Below are 16,199 nucleotides of genomic sequence, written 5' to 3' on the forward strand. Positions count from 1 at the left end.
AATACCCCCATCAGAGATCCTTGATGGGGGTTTCTAGGTTGACGATAAATGGGGACCGCGCTTAGACCAGTGTTGCGATCGCTTTATCTAGCTTCGCCAAACCTTCTTCGATTTCTTGTTGTGTGATAACGAGTGATGGTGTGAAACGTACGACATTGGCACCCGCAACCAATACCATGAGACCTTGTTTACCCGCAGCGACCAGTACGTCACGCGCACGACCTTGCCACTCTTCGTTCAGTGCAGCACCAAGCAGTAGACCTTTACCGCGCACTTCAGAGAAGATGTTGTATTTCGCGTTGATCTTATCTAGACCCTCACGGAACATCGCTTCACGCTCTAGTACACCAGCCAGTACTTCTGGTTTTGTCACTTCATTAACGACCGCTTCGGCAACGGCACATGCTAGCGGGTTACCGCCGTAAGTCGAACCGTGCGTACCGACTTTCATGTGTTCAGACAGTTTCTCTGTCGTCAGCATGGCACCGATAGGGAAACCACCGCCTAATGATTTCGCAGTGCTTAGGATGTCTGGCGTAATGCCTAGACCTTGGTATGCGTAGAAGTGACCAGTACGACCGTTACCAGTTTGAACTTCATCGAAGATCAGTAGTGCGTTGTGCTTGTCACACAGCTCGCGAACCGCTTGAGCGAATTCAGGTGTTGGTGGAATGATGCCGCCCTCACCTTGTAGAGGCTCCATCATCACCGCACAAGTGCGATCAGACATATGTGCTTGCAGCGCTTCGATATCATTGTAAGGGAGGTGCGTTACGTCGCCTGGTTTAGGACCGAAACCGTCAGAGTAAGCCGCTTGGCCGCCTACCGTTACGGTGAAGAAAGTACGACCGTGGAAACCTTGTTTGAATGCGATGATTTCAGATTTCTCAGTGCCATGAACGTCTGCTGCATAACGGCGCGCCAGCTTCAGTGCTGCTTCGTTCGCTTCTGCGCCAGAGTTAGCAAAGAACACGCGCTCGGCAAAGCTCACTTCTGTTAGCTTCTTCGCCAGTCGAAGTGCAGGCTCGTTAGTCATAACATTACTTAGATGCCAAAGCTTGTTACCTTGCTCAGTCAATGCGTTCACCATAACTGGGTGACAATGACCAAGACAGCTCACCGCAATACCACCAGCAAAGTCGATGTATTCATTTCCGTTCTGATCCCAAATACGTGAACCTTCACCTTTTACAGGAATCATTTCCATCGGGTTATAGCAAGGTACCATTACCTCATCGAATAAACCGCGCTCTACTTTGTTTTCCGTTGTCATTGCACATTCCTTCTTGATACCGCATGCCTAGCAGATAAGCGAATTTAACCAGCACTCTTTGCCAGCAAATAATGTTTTGCATTTAAGCTAATACGGCATTGTATTTACATTTGATTAACCATTTCAATAGTGATTTATTCTTTTCGCATGCGAGCGTAACACCTCATACTCACTATCTATGATTATTTATGCACCAAGAAACGCAAATAGAGAAGCGATTTTTTATAAAAACCATGCATGACAAGGTTCAGAAAGAAATGAGAAAAATGAATAGGCCCTACCTAATTGGCAGAACGCATAGTTTTGCATTCCCCTTCTCAGGCACAAAATATGAAGAATTTGTTAAGAAAAGTGATCGCGATCAGATCGTTTTACGCGCAAGAAAGTTTGCGAGTAGTTCGTGGCCTTGTTCTGTCTTAATTGACTCTGGATGAAACTGTACTGCATCAATTGGCAGGGTTTTATGCTGATAACCCATGATTTCATCCATGGTTCCGTCAGGCAACTCAGTCCACGCAGTCAATTCAAACACCTTTGGTAACGTACCGTTTTTCACGACAAGAGAGTGGTAGCGGGTTACCGTGAGCGGGTTATTGAGGTTTTTAAACACACTGCGACCATTGTGACGAATTGGGGATGTCTTACCGTGCATCACTTGTCGAGCACGTACCACTTCCCCTCCAAACACCTGTGCAATAGCCTGATGACCAAGGCAAACGCCCAAGATAGGTAACTTACCAGCAAAGTGCTCAATGGCTTGTAGAGAGATACCTGCTTCGTTAGGGGTACATGGCCCAGGAGAGATCACCAAATGAGTTGGGTTGAGTGCCTCAATGCCTTGGATGTCGATCTCATCGTTACGCACCACCTTTACGTCTGCACCAAGTTCGCAGAAGTATTGGTAAAGGTTGTAGGTAAAAGAGTCGTAGTTATCGATGATCAACAACATAAAGGGTCGGTTGCTCCAATCCGTTTTGGCAATGCTTACGTAGTGAATCGCCACGTTCGTGACAATCAAGGGCGGTATTTTGCTATACCAAGCAAGAAAGGCAAGTTTTTGCTGAATAAAAAGGCCAGCATAGGCTGGCCTTTGGTCTTTACAGCTATTTAGGAACTGTTTGTCAGGAAATAAATTCGCTTAGCGGCGACGGCGGAATAAGCCTAGACCTAGCAGCGCAATTAGCGCGCCAAAGCCAAATGAACCACCATCATCATCGTCTGATGGGTTAGTGCTCGACGGCTCTAACGTAACATCGCGAGAATCACTGAACTTAACGGTGTTGCCCGTAGAGTCTGTCACTTTCTCTTCTAGAACGTACTGGCCTTCCGTTGGTGCTTTGTCGAATTCCACACTGACGCTACGAGCATCAATGTCCGTTTGTGTCAGAGTTGCACTCGCTCCATAACCATCAGCATCAGAGGTTGACGACGCCGCTTGAGTTGCTTCAGTTAGGCTTACTGTCACGATATCACCGACAACTGCGTTTGGTGGTAAACGTACTTCCACTGCTAGGTTTTCACCTGAGCTTGGTAGATCGATATCTGTATCTGGGAAATCAATCGCGATGATCACTGGATCATGGTCAGACGCCGAGAACGCATCTTTGTACTTCGGCATATCACCGGTGTACTTGCTGCTGTATTCGAACAAGTTACTTTCTAGTGAGTTGATGTGCCAATCTTCAATCGCCACTACTTTTTGTGCCAAGCTGTTGCTCGCCAACGCATGGTCTAGGTTACCTAGCTCACCAGAGTAGGTGTATGAGAAGGTGTCTGCGCCGTGAAGTACCGTGTTCAGGTTATGGTAACCGTAACCTTTTTCAATTTTGGTCTTCTCAACTTGAAGATCACCACCACCAATGGTTGTATAAGCAGCAGTGTAAATGTCACGGCCGTATTTCTCTTTCGAGTAATCAGTCAGTGTAAGCAGAGGATCTTCCATGCCATACGCGTTTAGGTCCCCCATTACTAGCACGTCACCTTCAATGCCTTTCAGAGCGTCACCCACAACGTTGGCTGCAGAAACACGGAAGTTGTTACAGTTGCCTTGCAGATCCGCCGGCTCAGAGTCTTCTACACCCGCAATCCATTCTTCAATACATTCAGAGCCTTTCGATTTGAAGTGGTTAACCACAACGGATAGATCTTTACCGGTCTCTTTCACTGTAAAGGTTTGTAGCAGGCTATGACGCTGGTATTTGTCGTAAGCCGGGTTGCCTTCTGCACCGTCATTACGCGTAATGGTGTTTTCTTCGATGTGCTGCTCTGGTGTCACAATCACTTTCGCAACTTCTTTTGGCGTCACTTCGTTTGCACGGTATAGGATCGCCACCATGATCGCATCACTACCAAAGTATTCGTCTTGGTATTTGTCTTGATCCGCGATTTCAACGTAAGTGTAATGATCTTCTGTGTCTTCGATTTCAGCATTCAATGCATCCACCAAGTTCTTCACCGCACTGCTGTCACCAAAGCCGTTGTTTTCGACTTCCATTAAGCCAATGATGTCAGCGTCCATCTTATTCATCGCCGCAACGATTTTCGCTTGTTGGATCAGGAACTCATCGAGGTTTTCTGCCCCACGGTTTTGTCCGGTTGGGTTTTCATGACCGCTGTCAGCCACAGAGTTGAAGTAGTTCAGTACGTTAAAGCTCGCGATACGCAAATCTGAATCCGCAATCGCTGGCGCATCTTTACGAGCCACGTCGAAGTCTTCACCTGAAGCCACGAAGTTGGTGTTATCGACTTCATTGGTCGCAATCAAGCGGTATTCGTTGTAACTGTAAGCCACCACGCCCTGCAGACCTTCTACTCGCGAACCAAGACGAATGTGCTGCTCAGAAGAGCCATCTTGATCTGCATCTTTAGCAAAATCTGGGTAGTAAGGGATTTGGCCGTTTGGTGCTTTGCCATCTGATTCTAGGTATACGCGATTTGCTGCGTTGTCTTTTGTTAGCTCAACGGCCGCATCACTCTCTGCTGCGTGTAATTGAGTCGGCTTAAACAATGGCGCTTCATGAGACAGCATCATATTGTTACGACGTGAATCGTAGTCGTAAGAGAAGTTACGAGTCACAAACAACTCGCTTGCTGATTTCAGTTCAACTTGCATGCCTTCATGACGCTCTAGCGCATCACGTAGTGTCTCACCTTCTTTGATAACAAGATCGGTAACTCGAGGAATATCCGATGTGCCCGTTTTCACATAACTGTTAGCATCAGAAGCTAGCTGAGTATTGCTGTAATACTCTTGAACTTTACCTTTCACACAAACAACATCGCCTGATTTTAGATTGGTATCCGCGGCATCGGTATGAATGAACAAGCCTTCTGAAGTCTTGTCGTTGTTGTCGCTTTCTAACGCTTGCAGGTAGAAACCTTTGGTTAGGCCAGTGGTAACAGCAGTCACGACACCAGTTACGAAATGATCTTCGTCAGTAATGTATGGATAACCATCAATAAATGGTGACGAATCGCCTTCACCTTGAATATCTTGAATGGTGGTGAAGTTAGGTTGCTGACCGTCTACTTCACAAGCGAATGGTGCTGGTGGCTCCGTCGCATTTAGCTCACCAAGACCGTCAATGTTGTCTTTCTCAAATGCCGTCCACTGAGATGCATCATAAGTAGCAGAAGGGGTTAGTGCATCACTGTTACGAACCAATGTGGTATCTTTACCAAAATCTACGTCACCCATCACACCGATGATGTCATGCACTTCGCCATCTTTAAGCAGTGCGATCGGGTCGTCACCGTTAAAGTTCGCAACGCTTTTATCTGTGATATCCGCGACAGCTTTGATGGCATCGCTCGCGTCACCATGAGCCAGTACATACACTTGGTTAGCTTGTAACGTCACTTGGCTAAGGTCGAGTGTGCTCCCCCAAGTACCGCCACCGTTTGATGATTTCGCTAGCTCGTAACCGGTTAGCGTTACCGCTGCATCGCCCGTGTTCGCGATTTCTACGGCTTTGTTGTATGAGCCACCTTCAACATATTGGGAAAGGATAATTTCTGCGTTAGCATTGGCACTAAGCGCGCTGGCAATCGTCAGTGCAAGTAAAGAGGGTTTGATTAACGTATCCATTGTCGTACCTGATATTTATTTAAATGCAAACTAAGCCCTGAGCAGAGCCCACCATTTGTGCCTACTATCAGGTTTATTTATGAAATAAATAAGAAACACCAGTAAAAGCCGTGAAATATATCACACGTGAATACGCAAAATTATGCCAGGGCTGCCCATTTAAACAGTTTTTTGTAACAAATACAGCAACTAAGAATATAAATATCAATAATTAGACTTATTACTCGGTTTTATATCACTCAGCATGCTATGTGAATGGATGAGTATTTAATCTGAATTAATTTAATTCTAGCAATATAATTTAAATATTAAGCAATGCTAATTTAGAATGACGAACTTATTATTTCTTTCCTTTACTGCGCCATTAAAAATAACCTTTGAGGTTATTTATGCGCGTTAAGTTCAAAGTTTTATAAACCAAGCATTACTCTCACCATGCAAATCTAGCAAAATCCATAAGTACTCGTTATAACGCTCATGAGAGACAGATAACAAGATCTCCAATAACGACGATTAGGATAAGAAAATGAAACAATTTCAGCAGATTGCGCTAGCCCTTTCGGCTTCAATGTTAATGGCGGGGTGTCAATTGACCTCGAGTGAGCCCATCGAACCAAGTACCTCTGAGCATCTGGTCGAAGTGGCTAAGCAAGAACTCAGTGAGTTCAAAATGTTTGAAGTAAGTGATAATGGCTTAATCACCTATACCGCCCGCTTACCTGGCCCTGGCTACTATTGGCTACCCGCAAGTATTAAGGAATCCAGCTACGAGATATCTTGTATCGAATTAAGTTACTTTGTTGATCGTGGCTTTGTCGTCAAGTCTGCTTTCCTAGGCCCAAGAGGACGCGTGGAGTATTACGATATGGAACGTTGCATGGAAGGCACGCCATTCCAGTAACATAGGCATAAAAAAAGCTCCACCAATGGTAGAGCTTTTCAATTCTGATGTTTTTGAGCAACTATGGGCGAGAGACAAACCCCACTGCTTCGTATGCTTTCTTCAACGTTTCAGCCGCACGTGCCGATGCTTTCTCCGCGCCTTGCTTCATCACTTCATTCATGTAAGTACGGTCAGCGCGGATGCGGTGGTATTCAGCCTGAATTGGCTCAAGCATAGTCACCAACGCTTCACCAACATCTTTCTTGAATGGACCGTACATTTCAACGCCTTGGTATTTGGCTTCAATCTCTTCAAAGCTCATGCCTGTTGCCGCAGAGTATAGACCCATTAGGTTAGAGATACCTGCCTTGTTATCCCAATCGTGAGCGATACGCGGTGGCGTTTCTGTGTCAGTTTGCGCTTTGTTGATCTTCTTAATGATCGACTTAGGCTCTTCCAGCAACGTGATAACGTTCTTGCGGTTGTCATCGGATTTAGACATCTTCTTCGTTGCGTCTTGAAGGCTCATTACACGCGCGTTTACCGTCGGAATGTAAGGCTCTGGCACTTGGAAGATTGGCTGCTCTGGTGAGTAGATGTTGTTAAAGCGGTTAGCAATATCACGCGCTAGCTCTAGGTGTTGCTTCTGGTCGCTACCTACAGGCACTTGGTGCGCACCGTAAAGCAGGATGTCTGCCGCCATCAGCACTGGGTAGTCAAACAGACCAACGTTTACATCACCAAACTGGCTTGAGCTGTCGTTTGAGTAACGTGCAGATTTGTCTTTAAACTGCGTCATACGACCCAGTTCACCCATTTGGGTGTAACAGTTAAGAAGCCAACCAAGTTGAGCATGCTCTGGTACGTGTGACTGAACAAATAGCGTGCTCTTCTTCGGGTCAACACCAACTGCCAGACAGATCGCCAGTGCGTCTAGCGTCGCTTCATGCAGTGCTTTAGGGTCCTGACGAACCGTAATCGCGTGAAGGTCTACCACACAGTATTGGCAATCATAATCGTCTTGCATCTGCTGCCATTGACGTAGAGCACCCAAGTAGTTACCGATACTTAGTTCACCTGAAGGTTGAACACCACTCAATACAATGGGTTTGCTCATTAGAATGATTCCTTTGACTTCTTAATCTAAATAAATGAAAAAAACCGTGCAACGATAGGTGCACGGTTTACTCAGTGTACTCATTAACGAGTATTTTGGAAGCTCTTTTGTAGCCGTTATGCAGAAACCGCTACTACATCCAATAATTCAGCCAAACTGTCAGCGACGAAATCTGGATTTGATGCAGAGATAGGCTCACCGTGGTTGTAGCCATAAGTCAGACCAAATGAGGCACAGCCTGCATTCTTTGCTGCGAGAATGTCGTTCTTCGAGTCGCCGACCATCAGCATTTCACTCGGTTGGATTTGGTGCTTTTCCATCAACCAGTTCAGTGCAATTGGGTTTGGTTTTTTCTCTGGAAACGCGTCGCCACCTAGCACATCAACAAAGTATTTTGCGATGTCGTGTTTTTCTAAAACATCAGGCACAAACTTCGAAGGCTTGTTGGTCACCAACGCCATAACAAAACCGGCTTTGTGCAACTCTTCCAGCGTCTCTTTTACCGTTGGGTAAAGGTGGCTTAACTTGTGACCACTTTGCTCGTAGTAGTCATCAAACAGCACACGCGCTTTTGCACGAAGCTCTTCGCTCAACTCTGGATTGATGGTCAGGCTTTGACTTAATGAGCGTCCAATCAGCACGTCTGCGCCGTTACCAACATAGTCACGAACTTGTTCTTCTGAAACAGAAGGAAAACCGAGTTCTTGAACAGCTTGATCGGCGGAAACCGCAAGATCGGGCACGCTATCAAGCAAAGTACCGTCTAGGTCAAAGGCAATGAATTTAATGTCTTGTTGAGTCATAACTTCCCTGAAAATTCTATTTATAAATCGGTGAAAACGACAAAGGATGGCACCCCATCCTTTGTTTTTATCATTATGTCTGACTTTGCAGTAACTATTTGTTTATTAAAACTTGTTTAGCAATTACTTTGCAGCAATACGCTGACGAACAGCTTCAAACAAACAAATGCCAGATGCCACAGATACGTTCAAACTTGAAACGCTACCTGCCATTGGGATCTTAATCAAATCGTCACAGGTTTCGCGAGTTAGACGACGCATACCGTCACCTTCTGCACCCATTACGATAGCAAGAGGGCCAGTCAGTTTCGCTTGGTAGATATCGTGCGTTGCTTCGCCTGCTGTACCAACAAACCAGATGCCTTGCTCTTGCAGTGTACGCATAGTACGAGCCAAGTTGGTCACTCGGATCAATGGCACGACTTCTGCTGCGCCACAAGCAACCTTGCTTACGGTGGCATTCATCGGTGCAGAGCGATCTTTCGGTACGATGATCGCCGCCGCGCCGGCTGCATCAGCATTACGAAGACATGCGCCTAGGTTGTGTGGATCCGTCACGCCATCCAATACCAACAGCAGCGGTGATTCATGCTGCGCTAGGATGCCATCAATGTCGTTTTCATTAAGCTGTTTCGCAGCTTTAACACGCGCAATGATGCCTTGGTGGTTAGCACCGTGTGCTTTGTCGTCTAGCGTTTTACGAGTCATTTGTTGAATCGAAACACCACAAACCTGAAGGTCATTCAGGATTGGCATTAGACGATCGTCTTGGCGGCCTTTTAGGACGTATGCTTCGATAAAACGCTCTGGTTCGCGTTCTAATACCGCTTTCACTGCGTGAATGCCGTAAATAAATTCGTTACTCATTGTTTAACCTGTTGTTCTGGTCGTCTTGCCCTCGCCAATCTACTCCTTTTCGGACTAGATTGGCGCTTCAGCCTACTCAGCGTCGCTCTTAGTACGCTTAGTCTTTCTCGGCTTACTGTGTGGCTTTTTCTTGCGTGCTTTCTTCGGCTTTTTCGTACCTTCAGCGTCACTGCGCTTCGCGCTACCTTTGCGAGCACTGCCTGCTTCCGCAGGTTCTGGGTGCTTGGTCGGTTCAATCATCGGCTTCGCGCGAGTACCGCCTTTGGTTGCCGCACGCTTTTTCTCTTTTGCTTTGCGTTTGGCATCTGCTGCGCGTTTCTTCGCAGTCTTACCTTTGCCGCGTAGCTTACGGCTTGTTTCGATTAATTCAAAGTCAATTTGCTTGTCATTTAAGTTAACCGCAAGCACTTTCACTTTCACCGCATCGCCTAGGCGATAGATGTTACCGAAGCTTTCACCGATAAGTCTTTGACCAATCGGATCAAATTGGTAGTAGTCGTTCGCTAGCGTTGAAATGTGCACCAAACCATCGATGTGCAGCTCAGTCAGACGAACAAAGAAACCAAAGCTGGTCACGTTGGCAATAACACCATCCAGCTCATCGCCAACATGGTCTTGCATGTATTCACACTTCAACCAATCAGCCACTTCACGAGTTGCGTCGTCTGCACGGCGCTCTGTCATAGAACATTGCTCACCGTAGAAGTCCATGTCGTCAAACGAGTAGTGGTAACCACCCGTTGGGGTCCAACGATCTTGATTGCGACCTTCTTCTTTGGCAATCAGATATTTGATTGCGCGGTGCAGCAGCAGGTCTGGGTAACGACGAATTGGCGACGTGAAGTGCGCGTAACGCTTCAGCGCCAAACCAAAGTGGCCGGCATTGTCCGCGTTGTATACTGCTTGCTTCATTGAGCGCAACAGCATGGTTTGAATCAGCTCTTTGTCCTGACGCTCCGCAATCTGTTTTACCAAGTCTGCATAGTCGGTTGGTGATGGTTCAAGACCGCCCTTCAAATCCAAGCCAAGCTCACTTAGGAAATCACGGAAACCCTGCAAGCGCAGTTCACCCGGAGATTCGTGAACACGGTACAATGCTGGCTCTTTTGCCTTCTCGACATAAGACGCTGACGCGATGTTCGCTAGGATCATACATTCTTCGATGATCTTATGTGCATCGTTACGAATCACAGGCTCGATGGTTTCAATCTTGCGTTCGGCATTGAAGATGAACTTAGCTTCAACGGTCTCAAATTCAATCGCACCACGGTTGTCACGAGCGTCTTTTAGCACTTTGTACATGCTGTGCAGTTCTTCTAGATGAGGCACTAGGTTGTGGTAGCGCATACGCAGCTCTTCATCACCTTCTAGAATCGCCCCCACTTTACTGTACGTCAGACGTGCATGTGAGTTCATCACCGCTTCGTAGTGCTTATACCCTGACAGCTTGCCGGTGTCAGAGATGGTCATTTCACACACCATACACAGACGATCAACTTGTGGGTTAAGTGAACACAAACCGTTTGATAGCACCTCAGGTAACATTGGCACAACTTGCGATGGGAAGTACACCGAGTTACCACGGTTGATGGCTTCTTTGTCCAGCGCAGAGTCTGTACGTACGTAGTAACTTACGTCAGCAATCGCTACCCATAAACGCCAACCACCGCTCTTTTTCTTCTCACAGTACACCGCATCATCAAAATCACGAGCGTCTTCACCATCGATGGTCACCAACGGTAACTCACGCAAGTCAACTCGACCCACTTTTGCTTCTTCTGGGACTTCTTCGCCTAGATTTTCAATTTGTTTATCGACAGCCGCTGGCCAATCATGAGGAATTTGGTGAGTACGAATCGCGATTTGCGTTTCCATACCCGGAGCCATGTTTTCACCCAGCACTTCAACCACCTTACCCATCATGCCACGCGAACGAGAACCACGGTCAGTGATCTCAATCACCACCACGTTACCCATGCGGGCACCTGCTTTGTGCTCATTTGGGATTAGAATATCTTGGCTGATACGCGAGTCATCAGGCACAACGTAAGAGTAACCGTACTCTAGGAAGAAACGACCAACGATCTGCGTGTTACGCTCTTCTAAAACACGGACTAAACGCCCTTCACGGCGGCCGCGCTTGCTGTTATCCGTCGGTTGAACCAAAACGAAATCACCATGAATGATGTGTTTCATTTGGTGATGAGGCAGCACAATGTCATTATCCTTGCCGACACTGCCTTCAGGACGCACCCAACCATGACCATCTTTATGGCCAATTACGTAACCTTTTACCATCTCGAGTTTTTCTGGTAGCGCGTAGCACTGACGACGCGTAAACACGAGCTGGCCATCACGCTCCATCGCGCGCAGTCGACGGCGTAAACCTTCGTATTGATCTTCACCTTTTAGCTTAAGCGCTTCAAACAAATCGTTGCGATTCATTGGGACGCCAGCTTGCTGCAGAAACTCAGTGATGAACTCTCGACTTGGAATTGGGTTTTCGTAATTTTTGGATTCACGATCTGCGAATGGATCGTTTGGAATATTGTCTGACATAGGCGTGCCTATCTAGCAAGGAAGGTATAGAGCTAGTATATCCGAGTCTCTTGATAAGCTACAGAATTGCTTTGAAAAAAGAATGATCTTGAAAGGATGAGAGACACACACGTAAAACTAAGGACGTGTAAGCAGGATCAGCAGCTCTGAGTTGTCGCGAAGCAGTTCATCAATAGTGCAACCGTCTAATTCAGCTAAGAAAGCCAATTTCGCTTTTGCTAGCTTCTCTTTTAGACGACATGCTGGCGTAATGTGACAAAACTCGACATCACAATTTACCAAATCTAATGGCTCTAGATCGCGCACCACACCACCGACAGTAATTTCTTTTGCCGGCTTCATCAAACGAATGCCGCCGTTTTTACCACGCACCGTATGTACATAACCTAACTGACCCAGACGGTTGATCACCTTCACCATATGGTTACGTGATACACCAAATAAATCAGTTACTTCGGTAATATTTGTAAGCTCATCTTTGGGCAAAGAAGCCAAGTAAATCAGGGTTCTTAACGCGTAATCGGTAAAGCTAGTTAACTGCATGTTGCTATCCTCTCTAGAAGCAAAAGTGTAATTCTTTTCTTGATCGAAAGATACATTTGAGATACAACTTTAAACATGCATTACAAATACAACTTTAAATAGGAAGCCATTATGCTCAGCAACCAAACCATTGATATCGTGAAAGCAACCGCACCACTTCTTGCAGAAACTGGCCCGAAGTTGACTGCGCACTTTTATGACCGCATGTTCACCCATAATCCTGAGTTGAAAGACATTTTCAACATGAGTAACCAGCGTAATGGTGACCAACGTGAAGCTCTATTTAATGCTATCTGTGCTTATGCAAGCAATATCGACAACCTACCAACCCTACTTGGTGCAGTAGAAAAAATCGCCCACAAACACACCAGTTTTATGATCACTAAAGATCAGTACCAAATCGTTGGTACGCACTTACTGGCTACCATTGATGAGCTGTTTTCTCCTGGTCAAGAAGTGATTGACGCATGGGCAGAAGCCTACGGCGTGCTAGCAAACGTGTTCATTCAACGTGAAGAACAAATATACCAAGAAAATGCAGCACTTCAAGGTGGCTGGCGTGGTCTGCGTGAGTTTGAACTGGTTGGTAAACAACTTGAAAGCGAGAACATTTGTAGCTTCGTCTTCAAACCGGTCGATAGTGAAAAGGTTTCTGAGTACAAACCGGGCCAATATCTTGGTATCTACATCAACAGTGATAAGTTCGAAAACCAAGAGATTCGCCAGTACAGCCTCTCCTCTGCGGTACAAGAAAACACTTACCGTATCTCGGTAAAACGTGAAGACGGCGGCAAGGTATCGAACTTCCTGCATGACGATCTCAACATCGGCGATAAAGTGCAGCTAGCCGCACCTGCGGGTGACTTCTTTATGGACGTAGAAGCAAGTACACCCGTTGTTTTGGTTTCCGCTGGTGTCGGTCTAACGCCAACACTTTCAATGCTTGAGAGCCTTGCTGAACACAAAGCACCTGTAACTTGGGTACACGCAGCAGAAAACGGCCAACAACACGCATTCAAACATCATGTGAATCAGATTGTTGGCGCAAAAGAGAATATGAACTCGCTGGTTTGGTACAACCAACCAACGGCTGAAGATAAGTTGGGTGAAGACTTCCATTTCACCGGCTTTGTAAACCTACACGAAATTGAAGCAGCAGTGAAACAAGACAACGTTCAAGTTTACTTCTGCGGCCCTGTTGGTTTTATGCAGCACGTAGCGAAACAACTGCTTGAACTTGGTGTTCCGCAAGAACAATTCCACTATGAATGCTTCGGTCCACACAAAGTCGTTTAATCGCTCACGATTACGTTTCGGGAAAAACAACAAAGCCCACATGATGTGGGCTTTGTTGTTTTTATTGGCAGAGTGTTATGAAGCTACTGGTGTTTTAAGAGTACATCTACCAGAAAGTGTCGCGACGCTTGGCTCGCGCAATGATGTTTTGCGGCATACGTTGCTCTAAACCATTTCTTAGCACCGCAATACGCTTATGCTTTCTCTGATCTGCCGTGACTGAGTTGTATAACCAACGGTAAGCATCTTCGTAATCCAGTGGGCTACCGTAATCACGTAACAATAACTCAGCAAGATGAATACGCGCATTAAGGTTCCCCATTGCCGCCGCTTCTCGCAGGTATGGGATTGCACGCTCTTTATCTTGTTGAACTAAGGTACCACGAGAGTAGTAGCACCCAAGCTGCTCTAATGCAGCAGGTAAGCCTTGGTGTGCAGCGTTTTCCATATAGTAGAGACCAAGTTCAACATCTTGCTCTACACAAACGCCCCACGCCAGCATGTCGCCGTAGAGAAACTCATACGACGGTAAATTAATTCGTGTGGCACGCGCAACAATATCTTCCACCAACTGGCAGTTATCCGCACGCACGCGCTCTAAATGCTTATTTTGTTCAATAAGCTTAATTAACTCTGCTTCGGTATAGATGGGAACTGGTGCCCCCACATCGGCAACATCTGCCTTGACCGACGTTGCACTCAGCATCAATAACAGTGAAGCAGCCACTGTTCGTAACTTCATAAATGTACTCTTTAAGGATTCTGAGAAATCAAAGATCGGCGAAGGATCTCCTCTGCTTGATAACCTTATCGGCAAACGTCAGTTAAGCTTTAGACAATTTTTGCCTCTTGTTTAAGCTTAACGGCAACAATTTGCCATATCGAGTTTATTTTTCCGTCAGTGCAGCCAAGTTACAGATACAAAAAAGCCGACTCGAAAGTCGGCTTTTATAATCTCTAACGAGTATCGATTAAGATTCGAATGGGTGAACCTTGATGATAGTTTCGTTACGATCTGGACCTGTTGAAACGATGTCTACAGGCACGCCAGTTAGCTCTTCAATACGCTTGATGTAGTCTAGAGCTGCTTGTGGTAGCGCGTCGATTGACTTAGCACCAAATGTGTTCTCAGACCAACCAGGCATTGTTTCGTAGATTGGTGTCGCTTGCTCAAATGACTCAGCTGCCATTGGAGAAACTTCTAGGATAGAGCCATCTTTCATCTTGTAACCAGTACAGATTTTTAGCTCTTCTAGGCCATCTAGAACGTCTAGTTTAGTTAGACAGAAGCCAGAGATAGAGTTGATTTGGATTGCGCGACGCATCGCAACAGCATCGAACCAACCAGTACGGCGTAGACGACCAGTTGTTGCACCGAACTCATGACCAACTTCACCTAGATGCTTACCAACAGGATCTTGCTTGTCTAGACCGTCGTATAGCTCAGTCGGGAATGGACCAGAGCCAACACGAGTACAGTAAGCTTTAGTGATACCAAGGATGTAACCGATATGACGAGGACCGAAACCAGAACCTGCAGCAACACCACCAGCAGTCGTGTTAGAAGAAGTTACGTAAGGGTAAGTACCGTGGTCGATATCTAGCAGTGTACCTTGCGCACCTTCGAACATGATCTTGTCGCCGCGCTTACGTGCTGCGTCTAGTTCGTCAGTTACGTCGATAACCATTGAAGTTAGTAGCTCAGCGTAGCCTTTAGCTTGCTCAAGTACTTCTTCATAGCTTACTGGTTCAGCTTTGTAGAAATGCTCTAGTTGGAAGTTATGGAATTCCATTACTTCTTTTAGTTTCTCAGCGAACGTTTCCATATCGAATAGGTCGCCAACGCGTAGACCGCGACGAGCAACTTTATCTTCGTATGCTGGACCGATACCACGACCTGTTGTACCAATAGCTTTTTTACCGCGAGCGATTTCGCGAGCTTGGTCCATTGCAACGTGGTAAGGAAGAATTAGAGGACATGCTTCAGAAATGAAAAGACGCTCGCGTACTGGAATGCCGCGCTCTTCAAGAGGTTTCATTTCTTTAATTAGAGCTTCAGGCGATAGCACTACACCGTTACCGATAACGCATTTTACGTTATCGCGAAGGATACCTGATGGAATTAAGTGAAGAACGGTTTTTTCACCGTCAATTACAAGTGTATGACCTGCATTGTGACCGCCTTGGTAGCGTACCACGTATTTTGCATCTTCAGTTAAAAGGTCTACAATTTTACCTTTACCTTCGTCACCCCATTGGGTGCCTAGAACGACTACGTTATTTCCCATCTTTCCAAGTCTGATTGCTAGTTAAAAATGGATTCTAGCACCGAATCCCCCTTCTTGCAGTCATTTTTGTTCACAGAGTTGATACTAGAATGCAAACATCACCGATGTTGTTCATTTCGAAATCACTACATCACTGATAATATTTACCTTTCTTAAATCCACAAGGAATCGCAATGTCTGAGTCTATTTGGCTGGCTATCGGGCTGGTTTTGATTGTAGAAGGAATTGGACCACTGATTGCCCCAAACGGTTGGCGTAACATGGTGGCTCAGTTGAGTGACCAACCAGATAACCAGTTGCGTCGGATTGGTGGTTGTCTGGTCGTCGCCGGAGCGGTCATCGCGATAATGATGAGTTAAACCGCCAGCGCTTATTTTCCAGCAGATATAAAAAAGGCTCCATATAGGCTGTCTCTTGATCACAAGTCTAGTGTTCAAGAGACATTGCTAGTTCGTAGCCTTCAAGGATGGTTTGTAGTTTAAA

The 16,199-nt window shown here is 46.1% G+C and carries 13 protein-coding genes; 3 read left to right on the forward strand and 10 right to left on the reverse strand.

All coding sequences use genetic code 11. The annotated features are described in order from the left end of the window. Positions 1–61 precede the first annotated feature (61 nt). The 3 genes from OQJ86_RS21445 to OQJ86_RS21455 form a co-directional block, all read right to left on the reverse strand. Positions 62–1,273: an aspartate aminotransferase family protein gene (locus OQJ86_RS21445; RefSeq protein WP_038872001.1), complete on the reverse strand. Its 1,212-nt coding sequence runs from the start codon at positions 1,271–1,273 to the stop codon at positions 62–64. Between the two features lie 361 nt (positions 1,274–1,634). Next, a complete protein-coding gene (locus OQJ86_RS21450; RefSeq protein WP_038872003.1) occupies positions 1,635–2,222 on the reverse strand; it encodes an aminodeoxychorismate/anthranilate synthase component II in 588 nt (195 codons plus the stop codon). Positions 2,223–2,411: 189 nt separating this feature from the next. After that, positions 2,412–5,360: an ExeM/NucH family extracellular endonuclease gene (locus tag OQJ86_RS21455; protein ID WP_265990733.1), complete on the reverse strand. Its 2,949-nt coding sequence runs from the start codon at positions 5,358–5,360 to the stop codon at positions 2,412–2,414. Positions 5,361–5,886: 526 nt separating this feature from the next. On the opposite strand from OQJ86_RS21455, the gene OQJ86_RS21460 reads away from it, so the two are divergent. Then, entirely contained in the window at positions 5,887–6,261 is a 375-nt protein-coding gene (locus tag OQJ86_RS21460; RefSeq protein WP_265990735.1) for a hypothetical protein, read from the forward strand. A gap of 61 nt (positions 6,262–6,322) precedes the next feature. Here the strand turns inward: OQJ86_RS21460 and trpS are convergent, their stop codons facing one another. The 5 genes from trpS to nsrR form a co-directional block, all read right to left on the reverse strand. Next, entirely contained in the window at positions 6,323–7,360 is a 1,038-nt protein-coding gene (gene trpS, locus OQJ86_RS21465; protein ID WP_265990737.1) for a tryptophan--tRNA ligase, read from the reverse strand. Between the two features lie 116 nt (positions 7,361–7,476). Continuing rightward, a complete protein-coding gene (locus OQJ86_RS21470; protein WP_265990739.1) occupies positions 7,477–8,163 on the reverse strand; it encodes a phosphoglycolate phosphatase in 687 nt (228 codons plus the stop codon). A 123-nt stretch (positions 8,164–8,286) separates the two neighbouring features. Then, complete coding sequence (gene rlmB, locus OQJ86_RS21475; RefSeq protein ID WP_010443989.1) at positions 8,287–9,030, reverse strand: 23S rRNA (guanosine(2251)-2'-O)-methyltransferase RlmB; 744 nt, start codon at positions 9,028–9,030, stop codon at positions 8,287–8,289. Positions 9,031–9,102: 72 nt separating this feature from the next. Next, positions 9,103–11,589, reverse strand: coding sequence for a ribonuclease R (gene rnr / locus OQJ86_RS21480; protein ID WP_265990742.1), 2,487 nt, complete (start codon positions 11,587–11,589; stop codon positions 9,103–9,105). Positions 11,590–11,706: 117 nt separating this feature from the next. Next, a complete protein-coding gene (nsrR, locus tag OQJ86_RS21485; RefSeq protein WP_038872016.1) occupies positions 11,707–12,132 on the reverse strand; it encodes a nitric oxide-sensing transcriptional repressor NsrR in 426 nt (141 codons plus the stop codon). 111 nt (positions 12,133–12,243) lie between these two features. Here nsrR and hmpA point away from each other — a divergent pair, with 111 nt between their 5' ends. Next, positions 12,244–13,428 carry an NO-inducible flavohemoprotein gene (gene hmpA / locus OQJ86_RS21490; RefSeq protein WP_265990745.1) on the forward strand — a complete coding sequence of 395 codons (1,185 nt, stop codon included), beginning with the start codon at positions 12,244–12,246 and terminating at the stop codon, positions 13,426–13,428. Positions 13,429–13,534: 106 nt separating this feature from the next. On the opposite strand, the gene motX is transcribed toward hmpA, so the two are convergent. Together motX and OQJ86_RS21500 are read right to left on the reverse strand one after the other, a co-directional pair. Beyond that, the gene (gene motX / locus OQJ86_RS21495) at positions 13,535–14,170 is read right to left on the reverse strand and encodes a flagellar protein MotX (protein ID WP_265990747.1); all 636 of its coding nucleotides are present in this window, start codon (positions 14,168–14,170) and stop codon (positions 13,535–13,537) included. A gap of 229 nt (positions 14,171–14,399) precedes the next feature. Continuing rightward, on the reverse strand, positions 14,400–15,716 hold the full coding sequence (locus OQJ86_RS21500; RefSeq protein WP_038872025.1) for an adenylosuccinate synthase: 1,317 nt from the start codon (positions 15,714–15,716) through the stop codon (positions 14,400–14,402). Positions 15,717–15,889: 173 nt separating this feature from the next. Here OQJ86_RS21500 and OQJ86_RS21505 point away from each other — a divergent pair, with 173 nt between their 5' ends. Then, the gene (locus tag OQJ86_RS21505) at positions 15,890–16,075 is read left to right on the forward strand and encodes a DUF2065 domain-containing protein (protein ID WP_038872028.1); all 186 of its coding nucleotides are present in this window, start codon (positions 15,890–15,892) and stop codon (positions 16,073–16,075) included. Positions 16,076–16,199: the final 124 nt, after the last annotated feature.

The organism is Vibrio sp. Sgm 5, assembly GCF_026241575.1.
In the GTDB taxonomy this organism is placed as follows: domain Bacteria; phylum Pseudomonadota; class Gammaproteobacteria; order Enterobacterales; family Vibrionaceae; genus Vibrio; species Vibrio jasicida.